Origin of the sequence: Paraburkholderia sp. NPDC080076, assembly GCF_050281145.1 — a bacterium.
Taxonomy (GTDB): domain Bacteria; phylum Pseudomonadota; class Gammaproteobacteria; order Burkholderiales; family Burkholderiaceae; genus Paraburkholderia.
Genome location: NZ_JBNNWQ010000007.1, coordinates 177728 through 195076 on the forward strand (window position 1 = coordinate 177728; position 17349 = coordinate 195076).

At 60.0% G+C, this 17349-nt stretch carries 11 protein-coding genes and 3 pseudogenes; 7 read left to right on the top strand and 7 right to left on the bottom strand.

Going from position 1 to position 17349, the window contains the following annotated elements; all coding sequences use genetic code 11:
• Positions 1–100 precede the first annotated feature (100 nt).
• Positions 101–895 carry an SDR family NAD(P)-dependent oxidoreductase gene (locus ACQKRQ_RS26655; protein ID WP_427480538.1) on the bottom strand — a complete coding sequence of 265 codons (795 nt, stop codon included), beginning with the start codon at positions 893–895 and terminating at the stop codon, positions 101–103.
• 532 nt (positions 896–1427) lie between these two features.
• Here ACQKRQ_RS26655 and ACQKRQ_RS26660 point away from each other — a divergent pair.
• The 3 genes and pseudogenes from ACQKRQ_RS26660 to ACQKRQ_RS26670 all read left to right on the top strand — a co-directional run bounded on the left by ACQKRQ_RS26660 (position 1428) and on the right by ACQKRQ_RS26670 (position 4217).
• A pseudogene (locus ACQKRQ_RS26660) lies at positions 1428–2899 on the top strand (IS1182 family transposase).
• A 391-nt stretch (positions 2900–3290) separates the two neighbouring features.
• Positions 3291–3695, top strand: coding sequence for a VOC family protein (locus ACQKRQ_RS26665; RefSeq protein WP_427480540.1), 405 nt, complete (start codon positions 3291–3293; stop codon positions 3693–3695).
• Between the two features lie 168 nt (positions 3696–3863).
• Complete coding sequence (locus ACQKRQ_RS26670) at positions 3864–4217, top strand: DUF1428 domain-containing protein (RefSeq protein WP_427480542.1); 354 nt, start codon at positions 3864–3866, stop codon at positions 4215–4217.
• A gap of 445 nt (positions 4218–4662) precedes the next feature.
• On the opposite strand, the gene ACQKRQ_RS26675 is transcribed toward ACQKRQ_RS26670, so the two are convergent.
• Together ACQKRQ_RS26675 and ACQKRQ_RS26680 are read right to left on the bottom strand one after the other, a co-directional pair.
• The gene (locus tag ACQKRQ_RS26675) at positions 4663–5247 is read right to left on the bottom strand and encodes a hypothetical protein (protein WP_427480543.1); all 585 of its coding nucleotides are present in this window, start codon (positions 5245–5247) and stop codon (positions 4663–4665) included.
• Positions 5248–7598: 2351 nt separating this feature from the next.
• Positions 7599–9353, bottom strand: coding sequence for a phage integrase family protein (locus tag ACQKRQ_RS26680; RefSeq protein ID WP_427480545.1), 1755 nt, complete (start codon positions 9351–9353; stop codon positions 7599–7601).
• 405 nt (positions 9354–9758) lie between these two features.
• Here ACQKRQ_RS26680 and ACQKRQ_RS26685 point away from each other — a divergent pair, with 405 nt between their 5' ends.
• The 3 genes and pseudogenes from ACQKRQ_RS26685 to ACQKRQ_RS26695 all read left to right on the top strand — a co-directional run bounded on the left by ACQKRQ_RS26685 (position 9759) and on the right by ACQKRQ_RS26695 (position 12045).
• Positions 9759–9953 (top strand): hypothetical protein, encoded by a 195-nt coding sequence (locus ACQKRQ_RS26685; protein ID WP_427480547.1) that lies wholly within the window; start codon positions 9759–9761, stop codon positions 9951–9953.
• A gap of 791 nt (positions 9954–10744) precedes the next feature.
• Positions 10745–11023 carry an HU family DNA-binding protein gene (locus ACQKRQ_RS26690; protein WP_427480548.1) on the top strand — a complete coding sequence of 93 codons (279 nt, stop codon included), beginning with the start codon at positions 10745–10747 and terminating at the stop codon, positions 11021–11023.
• Positions 11024–11604: 581 nt separating this feature from the next.
• Positions 11605–12045 (top strand): annotated as a pseudogene (locus ACQKRQ_RS26695) (SET domain-containing protein).
• On the opposite strand, the gene ACQKRQ_RS26700 reads toward ACQKRQ_RS26695, so the two are convergent.
• Entirely contained in the window at positions 12018–12155 is a 138-nt protein-coding gene (locus tag ACQKRQ_RS26700) for a hypothetical protein (protein ID WP_427480550.1), read from the bottom strand. The pseudogene ACQKRQ_RS26695 and the gene ACQKRQ_RS26700 overlap by 28 nt on opposite strands.
• A 541-nt stretch (positions 12156–12696) precedes the next feature.
• Here ACQKRQ_RS26700 and ACQKRQ_RS26705 point away from each other — a divergent pair.
• Complete coding sequence (locus tag ACQKRQ_RS26705; protein ID WP_427480552.1) at positions 12697–13230, top strand: GNAT family N-acetyltransferase; 534 nt, start codon at positions 12697–12699, stop codon at positions 13228–13230.
• Between the two features lie 620 nt (positions 13231–13850).
• Here the strand turns inward: ACQKRQ_RS26705 and ACQKRQ_RS26710 are convergent.
• The 3 genes and pseudogenes from ACQKRQ_RS26710 to ACQKRQ_RS26720 form a co-directional block, all read right to left on the bottom strand.
• Positions 13851–15146 (bottom strand): annotated as a pseudogene (locus ACQKRQ_RS26710) (IS1182 family transposase).
• Positions 15147–15427: 281 nt separating this feature from the next.
• Positions 15428–15814 carry a hypothetical protein gene (locus tag ACQKRQ_RS26715; RefSeq protein WP_427480554.1) on the bottom strand — a complete coding sequence of 129 codons (387 nt, stop codon included), beginning with the start codon at positions 15812–15814 and terminating at the stop codon, positions 15428–15430.
• Between the two features lie 266 nt (positions 15815–16080).
• Complete coding sequence (locus tag ACQKRQ_RS26720) at positions 16081–17337, bottom strand: ABC transporter substrate-binding protein (protein ID WP_427480555.1); 1257 nt, start codon at positions 17335–17337, stop codon at positions 16081–16083.
• Positions 17338–17349: the final 12 nt, after the last annotated feature.

Sequence of the window (17349 nt, forward strand, 5' to 3'; positions counted from 1 at the left end):
GTCGCGAACGCGCTTCCACCATCGGCCAACCTTTCGTCGGAAGTTGCCATGCCACTACCGCTCGTCAATGGGCGAAACCGCCGGGCGAGAATCGGCCTTATTACGACCAGCCACCCGTCACCATGACATCCTCCGACGTGATCATGCGGCTATCGTCGGCCGCGAGGAAGAGCGCCATGCGCGCGAGATCGCCGGGCTCCATTTCCTCGTCGATGCACTGGCCGCGTCGTATCTCTTCGCGGCCTTCGTCGGTGAGCCACAGGTTGCGCTGCTTCTCAGTCAACACCCAGCCCGGCACGAGCGTGTTCACGCGGATCCCATACGCGCCGAGGTCCTTGGCGAACCCGCGCGTCAGGCCCTGTACTGCCGCCTTGCTTATTGCGTAAACCGGGAACTGGCTGCTCTTGAGCATCCAGCAATGGGAGCCGAGATTAATGATCGAGCCCGCGCGTGCGGCCTTCATATCCTCGACCACGGCCTGCGCTGCGAACAACTGATGCCGCACGTTAACTGCAACTCCTGCATCGAACGACTCGGGCGTAACGTCGGCGAGCGCGTGGCGGCGATCGTTCGCCGCGTTGTTCACGAGCACCTCGATCGGTCCGAATGCTGCCCGCACTTCGGCGATGGCCGCGTGTAACGCGGGAATGTCGGTGACGTCGCAGGCGACGAAGAGCGGCTGATGGCGCGCATTACCGAGCGAGTTGGCAAGAGCTGTTCCCGCGTTCGTGTCGATGTCGAGAAAGCCCACACGTGCGCCTTGTGCAACGAAGTGCTCGACGAACGAAGCGCCAATGCCACTCGCGCCGCCCGTAATGAGCACGACCCGCTCTACTAGACTGGGATAGCTCGCGTAACGTGCTTGTCCCGAAGATTTTTCGCTAGAAGTTGCCATTCACATCCCGTATTGATTAATCGCTGCGACGACGAAACCGACTGTGCGCCATGGAAGTTTGCTTGTGAGCTTAGCAGGTCCGGCTTCGTGGCGCCCTGCCGTCTGACGCCCAAATGACGCATTGTCTACGAGAAGGTGGCGATCCGCAAAGACGTGCTCGTCGTCGTGCGTTTCCAATACAACGCCGCCGAGCAAGCGACATGGGGGCCAGTGATCAAGCTGATGGACGACCCGCTGCGCGTCGGGGCCGGCCGGCAGCCCCCGAAGGATGGATTTTCAACCCGAAGCGGCCTTTGTAGCTCTCCCGCAATAAGAAAATGTCTGGCTGTCCAAGAGACCGCCGCGCGTCTTGCGCTCTTGCATGGTGTCCAGTGAGTGCACCTCGGCGTTGTCATGAGGTCGTCCCTTGGCAAACAGTGGCGGCGTTTGAACGACCGCTATGGAAATGTGGCCGTCCGCAGTGGGTCCAGCTTGTGTGAAAACGCACGCTGATCGCCTAAACTGAAGTAACGCATTCAGATCGGGCGGCCACATGAAGCGATTCGTTGAAGGCGAAGACGTACGCAGGCTGTCCTGCTGCCCGAGTATCTCGAAGACTATGTCTCCGATGACAATCCGGTGCGCGTAGTCGACGTCTTTGTCGATGAGCTTGATCTCCATGATCTCGGCTTCGACGGAACCGCGCCCGCAGCAACGGGGCAGCCCTCGTATCATCCTTCTGTACTGCTCAAGATTTATATCTACGGCTATCTGAATCGCATTCAGTCCAGTCGGCGTCCGGAGCGTGAGACTCAACGCAATGTTGAACTTATGTGGCTAACGGGCCGCCTTTCGCCGGACTTCAAGACCATCGCCGACTTCCGCCGTAGCAACGGCAAAGCGATTCGCAATGTCTGCAGCCAGTTCATCGTGCTATGCCGTAACCTGGACCTCTTCTCAAAGTCGATAGTGGCCATCGACGGCAGCAAGTTCAAAGCCGTCAACAATCGTGATCGCAACTTTACGAGCTCGAAGGTCAAGGCGCGCCTGCAGCAGATTGATGAGAGCATCGCACGATATCTTTCCGCGATGGAGACTGCAGACCGGACTCAATCCGATGTTGCCGAGGCGAAGACGAGTCGGATCAGCGACAAGATCAGCAAGCTCAGGCAGCAGATGCAGGACCTCAAGGCGATGGAGCAGCGATTGCGCGAGTCGCCAGATGGACAGGTTTCCCTGACCGATCCAGACGCGCGCTCAATGGCTACCAGCGGTCGGGGAACAGGAATGGTTGGCTACAACGTTCAGACGGCCGTTGATGACACGCATCATCTGATCGTGGCGCACGAGGTCACCAATGTCGGCAACGATCGCAGCCAGCTAACGAACGTGGGCGGGCAGGCACGAGCGTCTACCGGTATCAAGGATCTGACCGTTGTTGCCGACCGGGGTTACTTCAAGAGTGAGGAAATCCTGCAATGCGATGAGGCGGGCATTACGGCCTTCGTTCCCAAACCACTGACCTCGGGCAAGAACGCAGATGGCCACTTCGGCAAGCAGGACTTCGTCTACATTGCCGAGGATGATGAGTACCGTTGCCCAGCCCAACAGCGGCTCACCTTGCGTTTTACAACTATCGAGCATGGTATGACGCTGCATTGCCACTCGAGCTCGGCCTGTTCTACCTGTGCAATCAGAAAGCAATGCACATCCAGCAAAGAGGCTCGACGGATAAAGCGCTGGGAGCATGAGGTCGTGGTCGAAGCAATGCAGCAGCGGCTCGATCAGAAACCGGAGATGATGCGCATACGCCGCCAGACTGTGGAGCACCCGTTTGGTACGCTGAAGTTCTGGATGGGCGCAACGCACTTCCTGATGAAGACGCGCGAACATGTCAGCACCGAGATGAGTCTGCATGTGATCCATTCAGCATCGGACCGGGTTCGGCCAGGAACGGTCCTTCCCAATCAGGTCGCGAGCGTCCGCTTACTCGCGGCGAGCGGACCTTCGAGGCGCGGCGACTGACGCCCCGTCGCTGACTCACTCCCGGGCCCACAAGGCGTGCCGCGTCCTCGAGCACTTGAGCCTCGGTTCGGAACCTTGTTCGTGATTGTGGACCACATGGTACCGAATGTCGTTCAACGTGATTCAAAGGAAGGTTCGATTTCATCGAACAAGGTCGGGCGCACGTGTACTTCCAAATCGCGTCGCCTAGAAACGGCGGGTGGCCCGATGCCAAGCGGATTCGGGGGCAACTGTTTTGTGTGCCGCATGGTCTACGATAGATCAAGGCGATGAGTGCGTCCCCGTCTGACTAACTGGTTCCTGACGAGAAACTGTGTGGCTGCAATGCGGAAGCGTTGCGCAGCACGGAGCAAACAAAGTCTTTGGGCTTTCTTGACCTCAGAGGTATTCCATGCTTCAAGACAGCGACGTCGCAACTCGGATCCCAGCGCAAGACCTCGCTCGCGCAAGATCTTTCTACTCGAGCAAGCTCGGCCTTGAGCCAGTGGAAGAACGGGCTGGTGGCCTCCGCTACAAATGCGGCAGGGGCTACTTCACACTCTTTCAGTCGTCTGGGTCGGCCTCAGGTACTCACACACAAATGGCCTGGGAGGTCGATGACATCCAGGCAATTGTTAGTGAACTGCGACAGCGTGGAGTCGCGTTCGAAGAATGCGATCTTCCCGGCCTCAAAACGATAAACGGGATCGCTGATATAGAAGGGAATTACCCGTCCAAGGGTGGGGTCGGCGAAAGAGCTGCTTGGTTCCGAGATAGCGAGGGCAACCTCCTCGGCATTGGGCAACCGCTTAAGTGAGCAGGCCGACGCCGTGCCTCAAAGCGCCGCTTGGGGTCAAAGCAGGCTATCGGTCCAAGGGAATCGACTGTTGTCGATTTCTTGACTCCCCGCTCGTCGTGCGTATGGGCGGTCGCGATTCGCTGCAGACCGGCACCTATAGTCCGTATGGGAAAAAGGAGATTGCGAATGACTTACGTCGATGGATTTGTTGTCCCCGTGCTTACAGCCAACCGCGAAGTTTACAGACAGTTTGCCGAAAGAGCGGCGGCCGTCTTCAAGGAGCACGGCGCGTTGAAGGTGGTCGAATGCTGGGGAGATGATGTGCCGGAGGGCAAGGTGACGTCGTTTCCAATGGCGATCAAGCGCAAGGATGATGAGACGGTGGTGTTCTCCTGGGTTGTCTGGCCGTCGCATCAGTCGCGAGACGAAGGAATGAAAGCGGTAATGGCCGACCCGCGTCTGCAACCAGATAACAATCCGATGCCTTTTGACGGCCAGCGGCTAATCTATGGCGGTTTCGAAGTGATTGTCGACGCGTGATGGCAGAAAAACATGGCGCCGGTTCGCGTTGAGACGCGAACCGGCGCCGCGGCCTGGCATTGAACATCCGCGGTGCAACGTGTGAATCTCCAGTCGGACGTACGCTACTCAGGGCAAGCTGCGAAGTCAGGTATCTGGTTAGCAGCGGACGGTCGCGCGTGACGTATAAGTGACTCCAACGGGTCTCTACGGAAGTTCGGAGCTGAGTCGGCGAGATCGATTGTCGACTGACGACGAACTTCCGGGTTCGGCCAAATGCAGTCATTTAACCGAGCCGGTTGTGGCCATTCAAATGTCCGGTTTCGTATCACAAAGCGGACGCGCACAAACGCCGGAGATCTGCGGCGATGAGTGTTTGTGCGCGCAGGCCGATGCCGGAGGGTCACAGGCCGGTTACCGACAGCGACACCGGGCATCATCACGACACGATGGCCAGCAAAGAGAATCAATAGTGAACGGAAAGGGGCTCTGAATAGATCTGGGTGAGCGGATACGTACTTTCCGGCGCCCAGCCTTCGGCCGTTATGGGGGGCTGCACATCGTGGCCGAATCCGAGCGTGGTGCATGACCCTGGTTCCCCATACGACAGGACCGTGATTGTGCTTGAGTCGGTATCCGGAGCAATGTAAACCGTTGCGGTAGCGCCCACTCTCAACGTCACGGAAGGCCTAACAGGCGAGTCGCCGTTAATGAAAGGCGGCCCGCTGCAGTCAGCCGTAGGATAGTAACCGGTCGAAATGAGATCGCTACCCCATTCATACTGGCTGGCGGAGAACTCGTCGTTGGGATTGGTGGTTCGGCTGAGCGGGACCACGATGGTGGCATGGTTCGCCACGATGACCGTGGCGACCTCGGCGCCGTTAAACGCGACCAGCGGCCCGACATACCGTCCCTGACCATCGAATACTTCCGGGACCGCTTGATCGTCACGGTTGCCGGATTGCCTGTTATCGGGGTCGCGGCCATCGCCACCATATGCGAGCGATGTCAGGCAAAGGGCAAGCAGGACAGCGACGTGTGAATGGCGCATTTCAATCTCCTGTTCCCGCCCGACGGCAGGTTCCGGTGTTCAGCTTAAGAACGGCACGTCTGTCGTCGCTTCGGGCGGGGTTGACACACGGCTTGCCAGGAACCGGGAGATCTATGTGTCCCTTCACACCGTTTAGCATGCCCGCGACCTCCGCGTCGTTCAGCGGCGACCCTGGTGGTCTTCCATACGGATGGTAAGGGGTTCGGGATAATTCCGGTTGACCGGGTAGGTGCTCGCCGGCAACCAGCCGGTTGTCGTAAGACTGAATGGTGAGCAGCCGAAGGGCCCCTCGATTTCCGACTGGATCGCAATCGTGGTCGAGTATGCATCCGGCGCAATGTATGCCGTTGTCTCTGTTCCTGCCCTGACTGTCGCAGAGGGTCTTACAGGCTCCGTTTCACCGCTGCCGGTAATACTACTACTCATGATAACGGGCGACCCGCTGCAGTTCGACGAAGCGTACGGCTGTAACGCTGAGCTATTGCTCCATTCGAACTTCGACGCGGAGAGGTGAGTGCCACTCGGGGCACGACTGATCGGCACGACAATGATGGCGCCGTTGGCCGTAATCACCGTGGCGATAGGTCTGTCCTCGAACCCAACCAGCGGCCCGACATACTTTCCGTGAGCGTCGAACACTGCCAGAGGAGCGCCTGGGCCGTCCGCGGGGTCGCGGCCATCGCCGCCGTATGCTGAGCAAGCCAGACAAAGGGCGAGCAGGGCAGTAGCTTTCGAGTAGCGCATTTCATATCTCCTGTGCTGGCAACCGGCGTGACGGGGAAGGCCCTCCGCAGGTCACGACGCCGGGGAAGGCTCGACTTGGCGCGCAATCCCCAGGGGCACGACAACGGTGCTGGCAAACCGAACGCTCAATAGTGAATGGCAAGGGGCTCAGGATGATTCTGCGTGAGCGAGTAGACGCTTTCTGCCAACCAGGCCGGTGTTGGCGAACCTTGGCCTGTGCACTGGCCATTCGGTGGGGTCGGTATTGAGTAGGTGTCTCCCCCGATGTACGCCGTTGCAACGTTTCCGACTCTGACGCTAAAAGATGGCCTTAGCACCCCGGGGGCGATGAGTGCGTTGATGACAGGCAGGTTCCTGCAGTCCACTGTCGGAGGAGCTTCGACTGGGGTGAGCGTGCTCGCCCATTGATACTGCGAGGCGGACACCTGGCCGTTCTGCGAGGCCCGACTAATTGGGGCGACTATGATGGTGCCGTTCGCACGGACCACCGTGCCTATCGTCAGTTGGTCAATCGGTACCACGGGACCGACATAATTGCCTTGGCCGTCAAACACTTTCAGGACTCGCTGATGACCGCCGTGGCTGTCTTGCCTGTCCCCTGGGTCCCAGCTATCGCCACCGTGTGCCAGCGAGGCCAAACAAAGGGAAAGCACGACAGCGACGTGTGACTTGCGCATTTCCTATCTCCTGGTATGGCGCCACATGACAGGACTCGCCCTGGGGCACACGCTTGTGGAGAAGCGCCGCCGCGCGTGGTGTCGATGAAATGAAAAGCTTACGCTGGGATGGAAGTGAAACAAGAACGGCTGTCGCCGCTTAGGCGGGATTGGCACAAGCCTCGCGACTTGCGGGGAGGCTGAGTCAGATGATTAAACATAGTGGAGCGGATGCGGACTTTCAAGTACAGGACGCCGGCCAGTTGATCAGAGGCGCATTGATGTTTGCAGCATGCTTGAGCCGCTCGTGAGCGTCCGTATTGTTCGCGACATCGGACGTTGTTTGCATGAGGCTTTGACCGGCTGCTTCGGGTCGAAAGTGTGCGTTCGCAAATGCAGGAAGCTGCCGTCCAGCCGTTCAATGCTGCCGCCGTCAACAATCCGCCAGATTGCCGACATAGAATCCCGATCGGCCCAATGTCGGCATTGGCCGATGAGGAGCCGTTGACCGCCGACAGATTGGAGCGTGTTAGCTCCGATAAATCGGTCGCGCCGTGGATAAACTCCGTTCACGATCGGCTGGCGACTCGTGCGGCGTGTAGGTCCGACCTGCGGCTGCGCTAATCCCGATGACGTGATGCAACACCTGCGTTAACCTTCAACGCACATATGCTGTTACGCCTATCGCGCAACGCAACTAACCGTCAGTTCGCCGCCCGTCGCCGTCGCCAGTCGACTGCATGCTTTGCAGTGGACGCCGGCACTTTCCCGACGCACTGTTCGATGAGCCCGGTGCGGCGGTCGCGCGTTCATCGACTGCGCGCATTGTCGTCACGCGCTGATGCCGCCGGAGACGACGGTATGACGTTCGCCACGCGCTCCGGCCGCTCGCCTGGATCATGTGCTCCCGAAAATCCTCACCGTTCGGATCCAAGTGGTGCGGTACATCCCTCACGTACGCCGTCCAAAAGCCGCATCGAGCTGTCGTGCCCGCTTCACTTCGTCGCCCTGCAGATAGATCGAGGTCGTGGCGATCGATGCATGACGCAGGTTGTCGCGCACGGTGGTAAGCTCCGCACCGCGGGCGAGCGCGTGCGTCGCATGCGTATGCCGCATCCAGTGTGGACTGGCCCGCCGCAGCTTCTCTGCAAGCGGCGGGTGGTCGGCTTCCATCAGTCTGGCCGCCTGCATAAAAAACCTGCGCATCACGTGCCACAGCCGCGCAGGGGTAATGCTGGCACTGTCTGTTTCGTCGCCCAGTCTGGCCAGCAGCGGAACCTTCGGCTGCCAGCGCGCAGGCGTCACTGGCAGGCCGCGTTGCAGCAGCGACTGTTCGAGCGCGTGCCGCGCGAGTGGCGGCAGCGCAACCTTGCCCGGCCGGCTGCCTTTGCCAATCAGCCGCAGCCAGTGATCGCCATTCGCGTCGGTCAGCACGTCGCCCAGCGTTGTGCTGACCAGTTCGCCCGCGCGCAACCCGGTCGCGTACGCGAAATCAAGCACGAAGCGTAAGCGCTGCGCGGCGGTGACTTCCCAGCCATACGACCATTCGAGTCCATCGGCGAGCGAGCGCACAATCTGCCATTCACCATCCGTGAAGCCGCGCGACGTATCGAGGGGTGCCACCCGCGTGCGTCCACGAACCTTCACGCCGGCAAAGGGATTGGCCAGTACGTAACGTTGTTCGATCAGCCAGCGGAACAGGGCGCCGAGCACCGACAGCGCGTAGGCCGCCGAGCGCGCCGAGAGACTACGGGCAAACGGGCGCCAGTCAGGCGCGTGACGCGGGCGGGGTGGTCCGACCCAGCGGTTGCGTGGCGAGGGCGCGAGGATAAACGCACGGTAGGCGATCGCGTCTTCAGTAGTCAGCGACGAAAGCGCCCGGTGACGTTCGACGATTGCCCAGAGAATCAGCCGCTCGGCCTCCTTGCGGTAGGCGCGTTGCGTGGTCGGCGCCTCGTGCAGCGAGAGCCAGGCCTGCACCGCCTCGTAATCGTTGTTTGCGTCGAGTGTGCAGGCGTTGCTCGGCGCACGGAACGTGCCGTCGGTACCGTCGACCCCGGGCGGCACGTGAATACGCTCCCACGGCGCGAGGACATTGTGGGCCGCGCCATCTCGCGCGTGCACGGCGGGCAGCTGACTGACGACCAGCGCACGGGCCCGCTCCGTGAGATTGGGATAGGCGGCGAAGAATGCTTCGATCTGTATTGCGGTGGCTGCACCAAGCCCCTCAATGGCACGCCACCATTGACGGCGACGCGGCACGCGCACGGTGAGGTCGGCGAGCGTCACGACGCCGTGGGCGCGCAGTACCCGCACGGCGCGCGGACGTAGCCACTGACCAATGTCGTCGGTGATCTGCGGTTGCGCATCCGCGAGACCGGGCAGCAGGGTGATCGCGTGCAGCACGGCGGTGCTTCGTTCGGTACGTTCGCTGGCCGGGTGGCTGAACAGGGCGACGAGGTCGGGCCTGTGACGCTCATGCGCAAAGGCGGCGAGCTGCCGGCGGATCCGGCCGAGAATACCGCGCGCGCTTGCGCCAGGGACAAGCAGCGCGTGCGGCAGATAGCGTTCGACCGTGTCGCGCGAGGACAGGCCCGCGTACCAGCCGCGCAGTGCGGCGAGCGCATCGGCGTCGGGCAATGACGATGCGGGTGCGATATTTCTGGAGGAGGGCGCGCGGCGCTCCGGGGTGTGACGCGTTTTCATGAGTGCGAGTTTATGACATAAACGGACCTGTTGTGATAAGAAGGATTATCTTGATAGCACGGTTTCGCGATGCATTCTGGGAGAGCATCGCGTTACGAATTAGCGTGCAGGCGCCCGTATGCGCGAATGGGATGTCCGGGCCGGGACAACTTCGTCAACCCGCGTACCCAGTCCGCCACCCGCATGCGACCGCCGCACGGATGACGCTCCTCCGGTCTGCGCGGTGTGTCCTCGCAGGCAGTGCCCCGCGTTGCCTGGCCTCGATCCAGCCGGTCGTGGTAAAACAGCGCTCGAATTCGCCGGCTTGCGGCGCAGAGATGCAATCCGGAGCACAGGTTGAGAAGGAAGTCAGGGAACGGGTCACAGGTCATCGCGGTACGCGTCGAGCCGGCAATCGAACAGCGATTGAGACTGCTGGCGGAAGTCACAGGACGCAGCCAGTCGTTTTTTCTCAAGCAGTTGATCGAGAAGGGCATTGACGCGATGGAAGACACCTGGCTGCCGCGGGAAGTGATTGCGCAGGTCCGCAGCGGGAATCTACCCGCACAGCAGCATGGCACAACCTTGGATCTGTTCGACAATTCGATTTGTGACCGGTGAGCAAGAGCCGCAACGGATGCGGTAATTATTGGTGCTTTGACGGGCAGCGAGACGGTGCAACTGGCCGAACTCGGTCTGTTCAATCGAACCGCCACTCGGTCCCGAGATCGAGGGCATGAAAGTTACGAAAGGCTTTCATACCCTTCGTTTGCGCACACGGCCACTGCGGTTTTACGCGCTTTTCACTCGTTCCCACAGGCACCCATTAAATGCAGTTTTGATAGTTGGCAGCTATCAAAACTGGTAGCGATACGTCCCCTTTTCAGGTTGATACTTTGACCGTTGACCGTCAGCGAGAGTCTGGCAATGTGGACACGGCGCACAGTGGCAGAGGCATTCGCAAAGAACACGAACGGGAAGCGCATGCTGACAGAGACGCCACTGTCATCGACGGAGGGAGGAACCTCGCGGCGACGAACAGACAAACGGGTCGAGCCAGCCGTCACCATCGACAACGTCGGCTGGTTAAGACCAGAGCGATTACGGAGGGTGGGCCGGTTCAATGATTCGGCTGCGGTTCTGGTCGACCACCGGGTGACAGGACTCAGTCGGCGGTGTTGCAGTGGCACGAACATTATTCCGGTTCTCTCGTTGCCGGTACAGACTTCACACGTTGCATTGAAGGTCGCCCGACGGGCAGCAACCGCTCGGCCGTCCTACGCAACTGGGATCACCTCCGGCGCTGACGGATCTATCTGATGATGCCACGTTGTCGTGGCGGCGCAGATTGCACAAAGGCACGTCGATCGGGTAGGGTGGCGACATCACAACTACCTCAATCAGGAACGGCAATGAACAAACAGGATCTCGTCGATGCAATCGCCGCTAAAACCGGCGCCAGCAAGGCAGCGTCCGCCGACACGCTCGACGCGCTGATCAGCACCATCACAACGGCCGTGACGAAAGGCGACACCGTGCAGCTGATTGGCTTCGGTTCGTTTTCCACCGGCGCTCGTGCTGCGCGGGTCGGTCGCAATCCGGCTACCGGAGCGGAGATCCAGATTGCCGCCGCGAAGACGGTCAAATTCACCGCCGGCAAGGCATTCAAGGACGCGGTGAACGGCGCCTGAAGTCGTGTACAAGTCAATGGGCGGGTCCCGTCGGCGGTTTGGCCGCCGACCAGACCGCCACTGCCAGGGTTGCGGTAGTTAGTGAAGGACGTACTGGCGCAGGACCTGGTCCCGGACGCGTCGGCTTGGTAGCATCGTTGGCGAGACGCCGCAATGTGCCGCGGCCTCTTCGATTCGCCGCACACCTACATAGACAGTCGTATGGAAAAGAAACGATTCCAGAGCAGCCGCAACGGGCTATCCCACCGATCGGTGCGCTGTTGCGCTACCGCACGCGCATCGTGCGCGTGATCGCCGAAGCGCGTGGACAGCGCGCGATATCGAGTCATTTGATACGGCGGGCGGAACCTTTGTCAGCACCGTCAAGTGGAACAGCCTGCGCGAACTCGGCGCCCAGTTCTTCTAGTCCGACGCCTCCACGGTGCGCGCGGTCGGCAACCTCGGCGCCCTAAGTCCAGCTGAACGGCCGATTCCACGCGGCTTGCTGTGCGACCACCCTTAAGCGGGTCCCGCATTATCTCCCTGTAGATGCAACGTCATGCCTCTTCGATACTGGCGCGCATGTCAATCAAGGATGCACCATGAGGCGTGTGATCGTCCGGCGATCGTCAGTTCACGGCAGGGGCGTGTTTGCAATGAAACCGCTCGCGGCGGGCGAGCGCGTGCTCCAGTACAAAGGTGAGATCACGTCGTGGCGCAATGCGGTTCGCCGCCACCAGCGCGAAGGCGTCGAAGGCCATACTTTTCTGTTCGGTCTGTAGGATGGATCCGTGATAGACGGCAAGCGCGGCGGCAATAGTGCACGCTGGCTGAATCACGCGTGCGCAGCGAACTGCGACACCATAGAGGATGAGGGACGGGTTTTCATTTACACGTTGTGTGCCATCGAGCCAGGCGAAGAACTGTTCATCGATGATTCGCTCGCCATTGACGAGCCTGCTGACGACGAGGCTCGGGTGCAATATGCGTGCATGTGTTCCGCGGCGGGCTGTCGTCAGTCAATGCTGGCGGATGCGCCGTGAACAGGATGATGCAGGAAGAAGAGGGGAGCGTTGCTCACCCGGGGAGCGGCTTTCAAGCGCAGCGGCCAGATAGTGGCGTTGTCCGGATCGGCGTCGATGCGATCTTTCATCTTGATGTGCTAGAACTGACGGCGCTAAAAGTAGATGGATCCGACGCACCTTTTGGCAGTAAGACGAAAAGACAGATGTCGCTAGATTTTGAGGATTCGTGATAACGCCAGTGTACGGCGTCCCCCGTTCAGGGAGCGGTCGTATGTGAAGCCAAAGCCGGTAGCAAAGACGACTGAAGAAGCGAGTCTGCCAGAGTTGCTGGACCGGCTTGAGCTGGCATTTCCAGAGAACCTCGGGCGCGCGTCTGTAGACAATCGCTGGCGGACCTGACCGACCGCCTCAGTTCGGTTGACGGGGAGCGTCCCACACACGAACCGGCCGATCCGCGCCTGCGCGACGTCGGCACCAGATCGTCGTCGAATTCTTCTCGCTATATTCTTGAACGCAGCCGGAGGCGATGACAGCGGACGGGTTAAAGGCCCTTGGATCGTACGCCACCGATCCGAATTCGGCCGGCTCCGGCCAAGACAGCCGTTCGACACACGTTTCTGATTCGTCGACAATTGGCGAATATAAACAAATCTCGACGGAAAACCTGAGATGCTGCTGCGGCCGACAGAAATCCAGATTGAATCAACCCGGCTCTTGATCAAACCGTTCACGGCCCATGACGCGGATGCCACGTTCGCATGCATCACCCCTTCGCTCACCCGTCACATGGCGTGGGAGCCGCCGGCATCCCGGCATGACTTCGACGGTGTCTGGCGGTCCTGGATACCGACGATAGACGACGGGTCAGACTATGTATTCGCGATACGGCTACGCGCTGACGGAAGTTTCCTTGGGTTGGCCGGACTCCACCGCGTACGCACTGAGAGCCCGGAACTCGGCATCTGGATTCGTGAAGATCGCCATCGAAATGGCTTTGGTCGCGAAGCCGTAACGCTTGTTGCGCACTGGGCAACGCGAACCATTGGCTGCGCAAGCTTTACCTATCCGGTTGCCGAAGCGAACCGCCCCAGCCGGCGCATCGCCGGATCATTAGGCGGCGTCATCGTGGAAAGCCGCGCGACGCCAAAGTACAAATTCGTCGTTTACCGGATTCCTCGCTGGCCGGTTACGAGCGAGGTGTAAGCGGTTCGACCTTCAAATTGACAACTGTCGGCCAACTAGAGACGTTCGACAGCTCGTCTTAAATCGTTGACGATCCGACGAGGTGGAGTTAGAACGGCGCCGGTTTTATTCAACGGCGTTTCATGTTGACTCCAGTATTTGCATATCTTGATCGGTCAGGGGAGTTGATACCCTCATTTCCCGGCGTGTGTTTCCGTAGCCTGCCGACTCTCACGGCGGGCTATTTTTTTGATGCACGCGCACGCCGTTCGCGCTCATGGAAGCAAAGACGGTTTTTGAGACCCTTCCTCGAGCCCGTCCGACAGCGGCACGACGGGCAATGTCCCAAAGCCTGCTATGAGATAGAGCAAAGCCGCTGTCGGCGCGCATCTTACCGAAGCCGACTGTCGTACTTCTGTAGTCGAGAAGACCGACCGTACAGGGTCGCGTGCTATCGATCGCGACCTCCGGAGGTTCGCGCGGAGCATGCTATTTGCATGAGGCGGTGTCCATTTAAGGCTGTGTAAAAACGCGTGAGCCAGCAGTCTGTGGCGGGACTGGTGAGGCCGCGCCTTCTCAGCTTCCTGTTGTCTACGACTGAACTGATTGCGCCACGCCAGCAAGCATAGGCAGGTGTGAGATTACGTGCCTGCGAGCTTCATCGCTCGCAGTGTCTTTGCAAATCCGAGGAACTTCATGACGCGTTTGAGGTTGTACGCCAGCACATGCAAACTCATTTCAGTCGAGACGTTCCCAAGCCTGCGCATCTGGAAGTGGGTTGAGCCCATCCAGTGCTTCAGCGTGCCAAACACGTGTTCGACCGTTCGTCGCCGTATTGTCATCGCGTCAAGCTGACGATCCAGTCTGCGCTGCATTCTGTCGAGTACCGCTTCGTGTTCCCATCGGCGAATGCGCCGAGACGGCGCCGGCGTGCACTGTTTTCTGAGTGGACAGTGTGGGCAGTCACTGCTCCAGTAGGCACAAGGGCCGCAATACCCGCGTCGTCGCATGCCTTGATCTCTGGTGCGCTGAAGTAGCCACGGTCTGCCAGTGCCTTGATTTTCTTCTTGCCCATCGCGTCGCGCGCTGCTTTGGCCATTGGGCTCAACTGCGTCCGGTCGTTGCCGACATTCGTGACTTCGTGGGTAACGATGAGATGGTGCCGGGCGTCGACGGCGACCTGAACGTTATAGCCAACCACGCCCGTACCCTTGGCTTGAGAGATCATTGAGCGTGAGTCCGGGTCGGTCAGCGAGATCTGCTTTTCCGGCAGATCGTTCAGAAGCTCAGCGGCACGATTCAGATCACGCATCTGTTCATGCAACGTTTCGATCTTCTCCCGTAGCCGTTCAGTCTTCGCTTCTACCTCGGCTGGTTGGGTGCGATCGGCGGTCTCCAGCGCGTCCAGATAACGCTGGATGCTTTGCTCGATCTGCTCTTGACGTCGTGCAATCTTGTTGGGCGTGAAGTTGTTGTCGTGGCTGTTGACCGCCTTGAACTTGCTGCCGTCGATGGCGGCGACCGCTTGTGTGAACAGCTTCAGGTCCCGGCATATCATCACGAAGCGACGGCACACGTTGCGAATGCCTTCGCCATTGCTTCGCCTGAACTCGGCAATTGTCTTGAAGTCTGGCGTAAGCCGGCCGGTCAGCCACATCAATTCGACATTGCGCTGGCACTCGCGCTCCAGGCGTCGGCTAGACTGCACGCGATTGAGATAGCCGTAGATATAGATCTTGAGCAGCACGGCTGGGTGATAAAGAAGGTCGCTCTGTGCTTGCCGGCGTGGTGCCTTCGAATCCGAGGGATGGCAGTTCGAGTTCTTCGACGAACGCGTCGACAATCCGTACAGGGTTGTCTTCAGCGATGAAGTCATCGAGACACTCTGGCAATAGTGTGGTCTGACTGCGTTGCGCATCTTTGACAAATCGCCCCATCTGCGCCTCTCGTTTCAGCAGGTCGATTTAGTCTAGGTGATCATGCGCGTTTTTACACGGTCTCGGCCTAAAACAGTCCTTCGCACTCTGTCGGCGAACCTCCGGTGATGAGCGACGAGCTGCTATTTGGCAAAGCGATGTCGACCATACCCCAGCGTAACCGGGTGATCCGGAAGGGAGTCTTATATCACAGCCGCGTCATGTCGATTGAGCATCAAAACATCGCTGATCAGGCGCGCATCAGTCGGTGGCGCTTTCCCACCCTGAAAGGTGCTTGTCCATCATCTCGGTGGCGGTCCGGCCGGCAGCTTTCCCATCGGCAACGAGAGCCTGCAAACGCTCGAAGTTTCAAGGAAAAGGTGGTACAGCTGCTGGGCGAACGCGATCTTCTGATCGTGCGGCATGGCGCGGAGGGCTTCCCTGACACGGCGGTGTTCCTCGACCCTTGCCACGTTCTCGTCGACTTCTTCTATACCTAACCCCTCGTACCCCGCTTCCTCCGCCCAGTAATCGAATGCCCGTATCTTCGGAGTGAAGTCTCCGGCGATCCGTCGGTAAAGAAGCATGGCGAGCCCGATCACGGACATCCCTTGCTCAGGATGATGAGCTTCGAGTAAAGCGTCAGCGTTGCGGTCGGCATGCTTCAAGAAGTTGGCCGGACGCGCCATTCTTTTCCATCGTTCAGAGGCGATAACCTCGTCGAGTTGGGCGGCAAACGGGTGGCGGTTCGGCTACAACCGATGAGCGCAGCGCCACGTCGGCCGTGACTCATTCGGGTTTGCCGGTGAGCGGCGCTGCATTTGCAGAGCGGGGTGAGAAGCCCAAGTTCACGTAGTCGACCCGGACAGGCAAACGTACGCCAGATCCTGCCGCTCCCTTTGCGAGGGAAACGCACGGGCTTTTGCCCGCCTTCCCGGCTCCGGGCGCGCCCGTTTCATCTCATCACGCGTCGAAGTCGCGCGGCCATGGCGTCGATCCCGTCGGGCACCGTGACCGCGCGTCCGAGCATGGCGGAGGTCGATGTGCGCACGGTATCGGAAATCTCTCCATAGCGGTCCGACACGGGGCGCGCGCGCGCCGATTCGAGAACAGGCTTGGCGGATGAAAACCACGGCGCCGACTTCAGCACCGCCGCATCCTGAAACACGCCCGGGTTAGCCGGCATCATCGCTGCATTGATGGCCAGAAACTTCGAGACCTCTGGCGTCGCCATCCATCGCACCAGCGCCACGGCATCTTTCTTTTGCGTCGAGTACGCGGACACGGCCCATTGCCAGCCGCCCGCGCAGGTGTCGCTGCTGCCACCCGCCATCGCGGGGATGGACATGATGCCGACCTTGTCCTTCACCGTGGAATCGGGCTCCTGGAAGTGACCCCACACCATGCCCCAACTGACGGCGAATACCGCCTTGCCGCTTCTGAAATCGGTCGTGGTGTCCTGGGTCTTCACCTCCGCGACGTTCTTCTTGATGACACCCTGATCGACCAGATTGAGCCACATGTTCATGCCTTTTTCGGCCGCCGGCTTGTCGAGCGCGAGGCGGCCGTTCGCATCGATCAACTCTTTACCTTGACTCCAGTAAGGTGTCAGAAACGTACACACGGTGCCTTCGATCGGCGCACCCTGGATCGACAGTCCCTGTAGCGAAGCGTCGTGTTCGCCCGCGAGCACGGTCTTCGCTTCCGATGCGAGCTGATCCCAGGTCTTCGGCTCGGGCAGGTGATACTTGGCGAGCAGGTCTTTGCGGTAGTACATGAACTGCGCGTCCGCATACGCCGGGAGCGACGCAATCTTGCCGTCGACGGTGCTCGCCTTCGCATAGGCCGGCATGTACGACTTCATGATGTTCGCGGCATCGCCGCCCAGGTACTTGTCCAGCGGTTCGATCCACTGCGCGCGCATGTACTGCGCGGGATTCACGATGTCGATCATCATCACGTCGAGGCTCGAGTCGTGCGCGGACAGCACCGTCGAGAGATACGCGCGCTGAAGTTCCGACGTGCTGCCGCCGGACTCGATCACGACCTTCACGCCGGGCGTCTTCCGCTCGAACTGATCGAACATCTTGCGCATCAGGTCCGGCCGGTTGGCGCCGCCTACGTAGACGCGCAGGGTGGTGTCGGCCATCGCGCCGTGTGCGAAAAGCGCCGCGACGGCAACGCATAGCGCCTTGCAAAGTTTCGTTTTCACATCGTCTCCTGT